Below are 11,979 nucleotides of genomic sequence, written 5' to 3' on the forward strand. Positions count from 1 at the left end.
AGTGGCGCACCGGAAATCCTGTCCGATGCGGACAAAGCGATGTGGCCGCGAGTCGCCGTCAGCGTTGGCCGCGGTGCACGGCGAGGATCTCCTGCGCGGTCAGTGCCCTGTTCCAGACCGTCAACCTGCGCATCTTGCCCCGGAAGTAGTTGTCCGCCGGGTCCGCGGATCTGCCGATGAAGTTCGACGTCGTCATGCCGCCACCGAGATCGTGCGGTTTGGCCGCCCCGTTCTCGCACGACAATTCGACGCCGTCGTCGAACGAACAGGCTTTGCCGTTCGACAACGTGTACGTCAGGGTGTGCCAGACACCGCGTGACAAAGGACGTTCGCCGTCTCCGGTGTTCTTCGTGCCGTCGCCGAGGCTCCACAGGACGTACGGCGTCAGCTGCGCGGGATCGACCCGCACCCGCACGGACACGGTGAACTCGTCGAGCCCGGTCGTCAGGTTGTCGGGCAGGCGGACGTAGCCGCTCGTCCCGCCGAAGACCAGGCCGTCGGCGGAGCGGGTGATGTCGCCGTGGATCGTCGCACTGCGGCCGTTCCCGGACACGTCCGCGACGACCGGTCCCGAACCACCGGACAGCTCGTAGTCGGCCACCACGCCCTTCTTGTTGGCGCGCACCGGTGGCGGGCCCTTGCGGAGTCGTTCGAGCTCGGCCTTCGTCACCGGCAGCACGGTGCCGTGCCGCGGTTTCGCGGGCAGCTGGTAGTCCGCCGGGATGCGCCAGTTCGGGTGCGCCAGCGAGTCGGTCTCGAACGGGAGGTAACCGCGGTGCGGCGTCTCGTCCATGAAGACGTAGAACTTGCTGCCGTCGTTGGACTTGAACGCGGTCGGCCCCTCGACCCAGTCGGTGCCGAGCCTGGTGCGGATGCAGTCGTCGACGAGCTCCCAGTGGCGCGGCGCGGTTCCCGGCAGGTCCACCGCGCGCAGGTCCTTCGAGCGCTCCAGCACGACGTCACGCGAGCAGGACCCGATCACCTTCTCGTCGGTGGTGAGGCGGTAGTAGTAGTCGCCGTCCTTGAGCACGGTGGAGTCGATCACGCCCCGGCCGGGGTCGTTCCACACCTGCGGGGTGGTGAAGGTGCGGAAGTCGCGGGTGGTCGAGTACATCATCCGCGGGTAGGTCGCGCCGGTGTGCTTCGGGTCGCTCGCCGAGTACACGTTGGACGCCCAGTAGACGACGTACGCGCCGATCGTGGGGTCGTAGGTGGCCTCCGGCGCCCAGGTCATGCCGGCGGTCTCGGCCGAGACCAGCACGTGCCGCTGCTCCGACCACGTCACGAGGTCGGTCGACTCCCAGATCTCCAGGTACCGGCTGCCGTGCCGCATCGCCCGGTCCCAGCCGCCTCCGTCGTTGATCTGCAGGTCGGTGGCCACCAGGAAGAACCGGTCGCCCTCCGGACTGCGGACGACGAACGGGTCGCGCACGCCGGTCTCGCCGTACTTCGACCTCAGCACGGGACGCCCGCCGTTGAGCTCGTCCCAGTGCAGCGGATCGTCGCCCCGGCTGACCGCGAAGTGCACCTGCTCGCTGTCCTGGTCCGCCTCTCCGGTGAAGTAGGCGAAGAAGTAGCCCTCCATCGGACGCTTCTCCGGCAACGGGAGGACGGTGAGGGTGAAGTGCCGCGTGGCGCTGGTGAAACCCTTCGTCGCCGTCACCGACAGCTGCACGCGCCGCGGCCGTGATCCGTTCGGCGGCCGGGTCACCTCGCCGGTGGCGGAGACGACGCCGGGATCACCGCTGCGCCAGGTGAAGGTGACGTCGCGGGCGCCCTTGGCGGGCAGCGTGATGTTGCCCCGGACCGCGTCCTGGTCGTGGATCACGATGTCCTGCAACGCCTTGTCGACCTTCTCCCGGTCGGTGTCGTCCTCCAGCACGGTCACCGTGAAGTCGCGAGTGGCGGTGAACCCGGCGTAGGACGCGGTCGCGGTCAGCGTCACCGTCGCGTTGCCCGCTCGCGGCGCGGGCCGGGTGACGACACCGGTCGCCGACACCACCGACGGCGAGCCGGACGCCCAGGAGATGGCCGAGCCGCCGGGGGTGGTCAGCGGCAGCGCGAGGTCGTCGGTCACGGCCGAGGTGTCCCCCAGGCTCAGCGCCGCGAGGTCCGCGGCCGGCCTGGCCGACGCCGTCGCCCTGCCGAGCTCGCGCGTCTCCCCCGCGCTCAGCGCCCGGCGGTAGAGCCGGAAGTCGCGCACCTCGCCCTTGAGGTACCGGTCGGACGGGTAGACCGACCTGCCCAGGTAGTTGGCGGTGGTGGTGCCGCCGCCCAGGGAGCCGGGAGTCGTGGTGACGCCGGTCTTCCTGGCGACCTCGACACCGTCCTCGTAGAGCACCGCGGTGCCGCCGCCCAGCGCGTAGGTGATCGTGCGCCAGCTGCCGCGGGCGAGGTCGCGTCCACTGTCGACGGTCTGCTCGGTGGACCAGTTCCCGCTCGCGATCGACGCGCGGAACTGGTCCCCCGTCGCGAACAGGTAGCCGTCGCCGCTGCCGTCGCGGGTGTTGCCCAGGCCCCAGACGAAGTACGGCAGCGACTGGTCCGGGGCCAGCTTCACCTGGACCGAGACGGTGACGTCGGTGAGACCGCGGATCACGTCGTCCGGCAGGCGGACGTGGCCGTTCACGCCGCCGAGCCGCAGACCTTCGGCGCCCAGCCACGCGGCGTCGCCGCTCAGCGCGCCGTCGTGGCCGAGCCCCGAGGTGTCGGTCACGACGGTGCCGGCGGTCTGGGTGAGGTCGTAGTGCACCACGAGGCCCTCGTCGAGGGTCGCGGCCGAGCTGGTGGTGACGGTGGACGCCAGGCCCACCGCGGTGAGCGCGACGGCGAGGAACACCGACGTGGAAGTGAGATGACGAAAGGACATGCCGGCCTTTCCTGACAGGCGCACAGCGGCACCTGGAACAGGGTGAACAGGGAGAACGCGGCCAGTCCCGTGAGTGAGCGCCAACATAGCCACCCGCTCGATAGATCGTCAATGAACGTTGCCGCCGCAAGCACCCCTGGCGGTCACTTGCCGAGGTTCTCCAGTGACCGCTGGGCGGCCGCCAGACCGTCCTTCGGCGTCACGACACCGTCGCAGATCTCACCGATGATCGTACCGAAGACCTTCTGCATGCTGCCCCAGTCCGGCGTCATCGGCGGCGCGTAGGCGAACTGCGAGGATTCCTTGAAGGCGCCCATGTTGACGTCGGTGATGGCCCACGCCGGGTGCAGGAAGTCGTCGCTGTCCTGCACCTCCCGGTTGGCCGGGGCGTCCTGACCGCTGGTGGCGATCGGCTTCTGCCCCTCGGCGCTGGTCAGGAAGTCGAGCACCTTGAACGCGAGCTCCGGACGGGTGCTCGACTTCGTGATGGCCAGGCCGCTCTGGAACGAGATCGTCGCCTGCCTGGTGTTCTTGAACAGCGGTGCGATGCCCCACCGCACCTGCGGGGACTCCTTGAGCGAGGCGATGTTCCAGAAGCCGGTCATGATCATGGCCGCGTTGCCCTGGGCGAAGAGCTGGTCGGGACTGGAGATCTTGAGCGCCTCGTAGTCCTTCTTGGACGGTGCCACGTGGTGCTTGTGCACCAGGTCGGCGTAGAACTGCATGGCCTTGACGTTCTCCGGCGAGTTGATCACCGGCTTGCCCGCGTCGTCGAGGACCCGGCCGCCGTTCTGCAGCATGAACGCCATCCACCACGGCCACCAGTCGCCGGCCGCGAAGCCGTAGCGCATGGTCCGGTCGCCGTCCCTGACCGTCAGCTTCTGCGCCGCGGCCAGGAAGTCCGGCCACTTCCAGTCCGCGGTCGGGTAGGACACGCCGTCCTTGTCGAAGAGATCTTTGTTGTAGTACAACACCATCGGGCCGGTGCGGTCCGGCAGGGCCCACGTCTTGCCGTCGCGGTCGTAGGAGTGCGCGGCCCGCTCGCCGAATCTCCCGACGAGATCGAGCTTCTGCCCGTCGATGAAGGTGTTCAACGGCAGCAGCTGGTTCTTGCTGCTGTAGCTGTGCACCGACTCCGCGACCTCGATGATGTCCGGCGGGTTGCCGTCACTGATCATCTTCTGGATCGTGCTGCCGTAGTCGCCGTTCTTGGAGATGTGCAACAACTTGACGTCGACGCCGGGAACGTGCGCACTGGCGAGGTCGACGCGTTGCCGGTAGGTCTTGGCGTCCTGGTCACTGCCCCACACCGCCACGGTCACCACCGGTTTCGGCGCGGGTGGCGCGGCGGAGGTGCAGGCGGATGCGACAAGGCAGGCCACCGCGGCGGCGGCCGCCGACACGGTTCTGTGCGGGCGACGTCGGCCCATGGTGATTTCCCCTCGGAAGTTCAGTCGAGCAGATGAGTCCGGAATTCCCGCCGCACACGGCTTCCGCAAGCCGTGCGGCGACTCCCCCTGGCATCAGTCACATGACCTGTTCCCCGTACCGCGCCTGACCGGGCACAGTACGTGATCTTCATTCAATTTTGAAGTGGTTCTTCCAACCGTGAGCGGAACTGTGACCGGCGGCCCACCAGCCTGTTTGCGCAAACAACCGGCACCGCCTGCGGCTATTCGACAACCACAGTGCGTGACAACACGTGGTACCTGCTCGCGAAGAACGTCGAATTCGTGGTCGAAACGTTGTCGAACGAGCTCTGCCGTTCGAAGGTCGGTGCCACACCACCTCTCGCTCAGCGCAGAAAGGCCGGATCATGATCAAGCCACTTCTCGTCGTGGCAACGGTTCTGGCGAGCACCGTCACCCCGGCCGCCTCGGCCGCCACCACGAGCTCGCCCACCGACCCGAACGTGAAGTACTTCGGCCGCTGGAACACGAGCTCGTCGAGCGCCTACGTCTCCGAGTGGGCCGGCGCCTACCTCGTCGTCGGTTTCACCGGCCGGACGGTGAAGCTCGAACAGCGCCGCACGATCGACTTCTTCGTCAGCATCGACGGCGGCCCGGACGTGGCCTACGTGAACCGGACCGGCACGGTCGATCTCACCCCGGCCCCGCTGGCCGCGGGCAACCACACGCTGCGCGTGTCCTACCGCCCGATCGCCGGCTCGTACAAGGGCGACGCGGTGTACCAGGGCATCGAGCTCGACACCGGCGCGCGCACCTTCGCGCCGCCGGTCCCGTCGAAGATCATCGAGTTCGTCGGCGACTCGATCACCGTCGGCCAGCTGTCGTCGAAGCAGGCGCTCACCGCCTACGGCTGGCTCACCGGAGAGAAGCTCAGGACCGGGCACACCCAGATCGCGGTCGGCGGCGCGTGCCTGCACCCGGCGGCGGACGGCTGCCTGAGCATGCGCGAGGGCTTCCTGCGCACCGGTCTCGCGTCGACCGCCCCGGCCTGGGACTTCGGCCGGTACCGGGCGAACGCCGTCGTGATCAACCTCGGCACCAACGACGTCGGCCACAGCGTCACCAAGGACCAGTTCCGCGCCTCCTACGTCACGCTGCTGCAACGGGCGCGGGAGAAGTACCCGACCGCGGCGATCTTCGCGCTGGGCACGTTCCGCAAGCGGTACGTGCCGGAGACCCAGGCGGCGGTGAAGACGCTCACCGACGGCGGCGACCGCAACGTCTTCTTCGTCGACACCAACGGCTGGATCGACGAGGCGACCGACACCGTGGACAACGTGCACCCCAACGACCAGGGCCACCGCAAGATCGCCGAGCGGTTGGCCCCGATCATCGCCGCAAAAATCTGACCCCTGGGGCGCGGCCGCCCGCTGTCGATGAAGGGAACATTCATCCACCTGAGGTGGAGCAAGGTTCCCTTCATCGACAGCGAGGCGAGGGCTAGGGGGAGGCGAAGCTCGGGTGCGGTGGCTGGTTGTAGCCGGTGTTCTGCCACGCCACCGCCTCCCGGTACTGCCGGTCCTCCATCAGCGACGGCCGCCGGATCGACGTCGGCTCGGTCGTCGAGTAGATCCGCAGCGCCGAGCTGTCCGCGGTGCGCCAGACGACCTCCTCGCGCCAGTCGCCGAGGATGTCGGCCTGCAACGCCGGTGTGGACTTGGTGCCGTTGTTCGAGGCCACGCCCGAACCGGTGAGCAGCCGCGTGTCACCGTTGGGACCGTACTTGTCGATCGTGGTGCCGTTCAGCAGCTCGCGTTGCGCGTCGCCGTCCCACCAGATCACGAAGTTGGTGGAACCGGGCTTGCGCGCCGCGACCTGGGCGCCCGTGGTGGCGGAGCGCAGGCCGCCCACCGCGGCCGACCACGCCTCCGCACCGGGGTTGCCCGCCCAGATGTCGGCGGCGACGGCACGGCCGTTGTCGCAGCCGCACGACGGCGCGCTCCAGAGGATCTGCCCGGTGCGCGCGTCGCCCATCCAGTCCGCGACCTCGTTCGTGTGCTCCGACGGCTTGAACACCTCCAGACCGGGCCGGGACGGGATGAAGTCGCCGACGTGCAGGGCGTCGCCGTGGTGGGTGCCGTTCTGCCACAGGCCGCGGCCGTTGTCGTCGATCGCCATCGAACCGTAGATGATCTCGTCGCGCCCGTCGCCGTCCACGTCGGCGATCGACAGCTGGTGGTTGCCCTTGCCCTCCCAGGCCGAGCGGTTCGGCTGGGACGCCGAGTCGAACGTCCAGCGCGGGGTGAGCTGCCCGCCGCGGAAGTCCCACGCCGAGATGACCGAGCGCGTGTAGTAGCCGCGGGACATGACGATGCTGGGCCGCGAACCGTCCAAATAGGCCGTTCCCGCGAGGAACCGGTCGACCCGGTTGCCGTAGCTGTCGCCCCACGACGACACGTTGCCGCGCGGTGGCACGAAGTTCTCGGTGTCGAGCACCGCACCGTCCCTGCCGCGGAACACCGACAGGAACTCCGGCCCGGTCAGGACGTAACCGTCGGCGTTGCGGTGGTCGGCGTTCGCGTTGCCGATCACCTGCCCGGTGCCCGACCGCGTGCCGTCCGCGGTCTTCACGGCGATCTCGGCCTTGCCGTCACCGTCGTAGTCGAAGACCTGGAACTGCGTGTAGTGCGCGCCCGCGCGGATGTTGCGGCCGAGGTCGATGCGCCACAACCGGGTGCCGTTCAGCTCGTACGCGTCCAGGTAGACGTTGCCCGTGCGGCCGGCCTGCGAGTTGTCCTTGGCGTCGGCGGGATCCCACTTGAGGACGATCTCGTACTCGCCGTCGCCGTCCAGGTCGGCGACCGACGCGTCGTTCGCCACGTAACCGGAACCAGGGCTCTGGATGGGCACGTCCTTGCTCGTCGCCAGCGTGCCGGCGGAACGCGTGGCCGCCGCCTCCACGCCGTCGTGCACCGGGCGCACCGAGTAGGACGCGTTCGCGGGCGCGCCCGCGTCGAGATAGCTCGTCGCCGTCGTCACCGGCGCGCGGTTGACCTTCACACCGTCGCGGTAGACGTTGAACGCCACATCGGCGGCGTCGGACCCGAGCAGCCGCCACGACACGAAGTTGCCGTTGCCGTGGACCGACCGGATGCTGACGAGCCCGCGGTCCGAGCGGACCTGCGGCTCGCCGGCGAGTGCGGGGGCACCGCCCGCGGTGAGGACCACCGCGAGCAGCGCCGACATCGTGGACCGCTTCATCTCACACCACCGCGCACGGCCGGTCGTTGACCGTGAACGACATCGGTTTCGCGTTCGTTCCGGTCCAGCTCGCGGTGAACCCGAACCCGACGGTGCCGTTCGGTTTGATCTCCTTGTTGTAGCCCTGGTCCGTCACGGACACCGCGGCACCGGTCTGGGTGAGGTTGCCGTTCCACAGCTGGTTGATCACCTGACCGTTGGCGAACGACCACTTCACCGTCCACCCGCTGACCGCCGCCGAGCCGGTGTTGGTGATGTCGACGACGCCCTGGAACCCGCCCTGCCACTGGGACTGCACCGCGTACTTCACCGAACAGCCGGTTCCCGGTGGCGGCCCCGTGGTCGTCGTGGTCGTCGTGGTGGTAGTGGTCGTAGTCGTGGTGGTAGTGGTGGACGTCGTAGTCGTTGTGGTGGGCGGAGTTCCGGTCATCTCGCCGAGCACGATCCCGCGCCCGTTGGTGCCGAGGTAGACACGGCCGTACACGCGCGGGTCACCGGTGATCGCGGCCTCGATGTTGCCGTACTGGTGGCGGTCGTCGTTGATCCGCACCCAGCTCGCACCCGTGTCGTCGGACCGGAAGACGCCCTTGGCACCACCGGTTTCCCCGATCAGGTACAGCGCCGGGTAGGCACGCCCCGGAGCCGCCTTGCCGAAGCCGATGTTGAGCGAGCCCGCCACCCCGGCGACCTTCGCGAAGCTCGCGCCGGAGTCCGTCGAGCGCCACAGCCCGCCGGTGCCGGTGAGCCACACGTCGCCTTCCCTGCCCGCCACGGCCTTGAACCGCGCGGACGTGGGCAGACCGGTGGCCGCGGTCGCCGTGAACGTGGCGCCGCCGTTGGTGCTCACGTAGAACTTCCCGGCGGAGAACGCGTAGAACTTCAACGGGTTGACCCGGTCCGACTTGACCACCGCGCCCGCCGGGACACCCGCCGACGGCGTCCAGGAGTTGCCGAACCCGGTCGCGTAGTGGACGGCGGCTCCCGCGGGACTCCAGACGAACCTGCTGCCGTCGGCGGCCGCCGCCACCGTGCCACCACCGGTGACACCGCCGGGTTCCTGGCCCTGGAACCAGTTCGCGCCACCGTCGGTGGAGAACGCGACCCGGTTGTCGTTGGGCCGGCCGGTCTTGTCGAAGTCGCCGACGCGCACGACCGTCGCCGGCGTGAGCTCGGCGAAGTCGAGGCTCGTCGTGGTGGTGAAGTAGGGCTGGGTGAATATCCTGCGCGGCACCGCGTCGAGCCGGTCGTGCCGGAACCCGCCGATGTCACCGAGCGCGCTGATCAACGGCGGCCCCGACGGCGGGCTGATCAGGTCGGTCACCGCGGTCTCCTCGAGTCCCGCCACCATCGGCCTGATCGTGAACTGGGTGCCGCGGTCCCACGCGGTGAGGTCCGTGGTGCCGTAGAGCGTCGCGCCCGTGCCGTACATCATCCGGTCGGAGTCGAACGGGTCGATCTCCAGCGACTCGGTCATCCAGCCGAGCTTCGGCGCGGTCTCCGGCGGGGCGGGGTTCGCGCCGAGGTCGAGCCACGGCGCGGCGCTGATGTCCATCTTGTAGCGGAAGCTGCGGTCCGGGTAGTTCGTCCAGTCCCACACGCGCGTCCAGGTGGCGCCGTAGTCGGTGCTGCGGAAGAAGACCACGTCCGGCCACCACGCGATCTGCGTGGCGACCATCAGCGTGCCGGGCTTCTTGCGGTCGACGGTCAGGCCGCTGTAGCCGAACGTGTTGTCCGCGCTGGTGGACGGCACCGGGCTGATCCGGGTCCACGCGCCGGTCGTGGTGTTCAGCTTCCAGACGTCGCCCTTGCCGCCGTCGTAGGGGCCGCCGGTGTCACTCGTGGCGACGTAGAGGGTGTCGCCCTGGAGCACTCCCTTGTGCGGCAGGAAACCCGTCGGCTGCCCGGCCACCCGTTCCCACGTCGTGCCGCCGTCGGTGCTGCGGTAGACGTTGTTCTGCTTGTCCGCGACGCCCACGTAGATGGTCTTCGTCGCGGCTCCGGCCGATCCGGTGCGCGGGTCGAACGTCACCCACAGGACGCCCTGGTTGTCGCTGAGATAACCGGTGGAGTCACTGGGATCCTGCGCGTAGTTGCCGGGGTTGGGGAACGACGCCACCTTGCCCCAGGTGGCACCGAAGTCCGTGCTGCGCCACAGGCCGTTGCCGCTCGGCGCGCCGAAGTACAGCACGCTGTTGCGGTTCGGGTCGATCGCGAGCCGCTCCCCCGCGCCGCGGCCGGGCATGTTGCCACCGACCTTGAACGGCAGCTGGGTCGTCTGCCAGGTGGTGCCGCGGTCGGACGAACGCAGGATCGCGCCGTTGTTCGGGTCCCAGCTGTTGGTGTACATGCCCGCGGCGACGTACACCCGGTTCGGGTCGACGGCGTCGGTGGCGAGGCTCGCCACGCCGTTGAGGCCCCAGTTGTCGAGGCCGACGTGGTCGAGCAGCGGAATCCACCTGCTCGTGCCGGGGTTCCACCGGTACGCGCCACCGATGTCGGTGCGCGCGTAGATCAGGTTTCGCTCGCTCTGGTTGAACACGATGCCGGGCACGAACCCGCCACCCGCTATTTCGACGTTGCCCCACGAGTAGGACTCGGCCGCGGCGGCGGGACTGTCCGCGTTCGCCAGGTGGGCCACCACGACGAGCGCGGCGGTCGTCACCGCCGCCAGCGCGCCTGCGAGAGCTCTCCGCATCGAGAATTCCCTTCTCGGCTATTTCAGCGGAGTGTCTCTGCCACACGCTCTTCAGTACAAACAGCAGTTCTGTCTTCCGCATCGAATCGACCACATTCCCGTCGAAATGCGGTTGATTCACGGAGTCGGAGCCTTCGCCGGGGCCTCGATCACCGAGGGTGAGGTACCCGGTCCGCGTCGCGCGCCCCGAAGCTTGTTATCGCTAATCTGATCAGTCTTCGCAATCTGCCCATTGCCATATCTGCCACCATGCCCACATAGTGTTAGCGCTCACCTTCCGGTGCCTCCCAATGACGCAAGGAGCCGGTTCATGCGCTCATCCCTGCTGATCGCCGTCACGACGGCGCTCGCCCTCGTGACGGGCGCCGTCGTGACCCAGCCGGTCGCGTCGGCCGCAGGCCCTGTGCCGCACTACCTGATGACCGCGTTCACCAACAGCAGCGAGTCCAACATGGACGTCTACGACTCGCCGAACGCGACGACCTTCACCCGGGTCAGGGCCAACGCCTACACGCCGCCGTCGGGCCTGATCCGCGACCCCAGCGTCATCAGGCACACCGACGGCTACTACTACCTCGTCTACACGACGAACTGGACCGGCGACACGATCGGCTTCGCCCGCAGCGCGGACTACGTGAGCTGGACGTTCCTGCGCAACGTCCGCGTCGGCCTCAACGGCGCGACCGGCAGCACGTGGGCGCCGGAGTGGTTCAAGGACTCCGACGGCAGCGTGCACGTGATCTTCTCCGCGTCCACGACCGGCACCGCCGGCCAGTTCCGCCCGTACCGGATCACCGCGACGAACGCGGACCTGTCGGCGTGGACCAGCCCGGTCGCGCTCGGCATCGCCGCGAACTACATCGACAGCTTCGTGGTCAAGGTCGGCGGGACGTACCACAACTTCCTCAAGAACGAGACCACCAAGTACATCGAGCACGCCACCGCGACATCGCTGAACGGGCCGTGGACGTTCGCCGGCACGGGCGACTGGGCCGGCTGGGGCTCCGGTCTGGAAGGCCCCGCGCTCGTGCGGCTGCCCGACGGCCGGTGGCGCGTCTACTTCGACCAGTACGGCCAGCGGCGGTACTTCTACGCCGACAGCTCGGATCTGAACACGTTCGGCGCCAAGGTCGAGCTGCCCGGCCTGTCCGGGACGGCGCGGCACTTCACCGTGCTGCGGGAGGACTCCGGTGACGGCACGGCGGTGGCGACCGGCAGCCGGTCGTTGCGCTCGGTCAACTACCCCGACCGCTACGTGCGGCACCGCGACAACCTGGCCTACGTCGAGCCGGTGAGCTCGTCCAGCAGCGTCTCCGACCGTCAGGACGCGACCTTCACCGTGGTGACCGGCCTCGCGAACGCCGGCTGCTACTCGCTGCGCTCGGTGAACTTCCCCGACCGCTACCTGCGCCACTACGACTTCCGCGTCCGGCTGGACACCAACACCGGTGACGCGGGATTCGCCCGCGACGCCACGTTCTGCGGCCGTGCGGGTCTCGCGGGCGGTGGCAGCACGTCGTTCGAGTCCTACTCGCACCCCGGCCGTTTCCTGCGCCACTACGGCTTCGAGGTGCGCGTCGACTGGCGCACGTCCGACGCGGCGTTCGCGAACGACGCCTCGTTCACCGTGTCCGCCCCACTGGCCTGAAAGGAATCTGAATGATCGTGTCAAGCCGCAGCGGTAGCGGGTTGTGGTGCGGTTGCTGTGAAGGTTCGACCGTCGCGCAGCAGTGCCCACAGCACGT

6 protein-coding genes are annotated in these 11,979 nt (G+C 68.7%); 2 read left to right on the top strand and 4 right to left on the bottom strand.

Annotated elements, in window-relative coordinates; translation table 11 throughout:
* Positions 1–58 precede the first annotated feature (58 nt).
* Together ACWEIJ_RS45405 and ACWEIJ_RS45410 are read right to left on the bottom strand one after the other, a co-directional pair.
* Positions 59–2,869 carry an immunoglobulin-like domain-containing protein gene (locus tag ACWEIJ_RS45405; RefSeq protein ID WP_449843512.1) on the bottom strand — a complete coding sequence of 937 codons (2,811 nt, stop codon included), beginning with the start codon at positions 2,867–2,869 and terminating at the stop codon, positions 59–61.
* A 143-nt stretch (positions 2,870–3,012) separates the two neighbouring features.
* On the bottom strand, positions 3,013–4,299 hold the full coding sequence (locus tag ACWEIJ_RS45410) for an ABC transporter substrate-binding protein (protein ID WP_449843513.1): 1,287 nt from the start codon (positions 4,297–4,299) through the stop codon (positions 3,013–3,015).
* A 386-nt stretch (positions 4,300–4,685) separates the two neighbouring features.
* Between ACWEIJ_RS45410 and ACWEIJ_RS45415 the strand changes: the two genes are divergently transcribed.
* Entirely contained in the window at positions 4,686–5,687 is a 1,002-nt protein-coding gene (locus ACWEIJ_RS45415; protein ID WP_449843514.1) for a GDSL-type esterase/lipase family protein, read from the top strand.
* 91 nt (positions 5,688–5,778) lie between these two features.
* On the opposite strand, the gene ACWEIJ_RS45420 is transcribed toward ACWEIJ_RS45415, so the two are convergent.
* Both ACWEIJ_RS45420 and ACWEIJ_RS45425 read right to left on the bottom strand, forming a co-directional pair.
* A complete protein-coding gene (locus ACWEIJ_RS45420; RefSeq protein WP_449843515.1) occupies positions 5,779–7,539 on the bottom strand; it encodes a rhamnogalacturonan lyase in 1,761 nt (586 codons plus the stop codon).
* A 1-nt stretch (position 7,540) separates the two neighbouring features.
* Positions 7,541–10,234, bottom strand: a complete 2,694-nt coding sequence (locus ACWEIJ_RS45425) for a cellulose binding domain-containing protein (RefSeq protein WP_449843516.1) — start codon at positions 10,232–10,234, stop codon at positions 7,541–7,543.
* Between the two features lie 310 nt (positions 10,235–10,544).
* Here ACWEIJ_RS45425 and ACWEIJ_RS45430 point away from each other — a divergent pair, with 310 nt between their 5' ends.
* Positions 10,545–11,882: a glycoside hydrolase family 43 protein gene (locus ACWEIJ_RS45430; RefSeq protein ID WP_449843517.1), complete on the top strand. Its 1,338-nt coding sequence runs from the start codon at positions 10,545–10,547 to the stop codon at positions 11,880–11,882.
* The last annotated feature ends 97 nt before the right edge of the window (positions 11,883–11,979 follow it).

The organism is Lentzea sp. NPDC004789 (assembly GCF_053601075.1).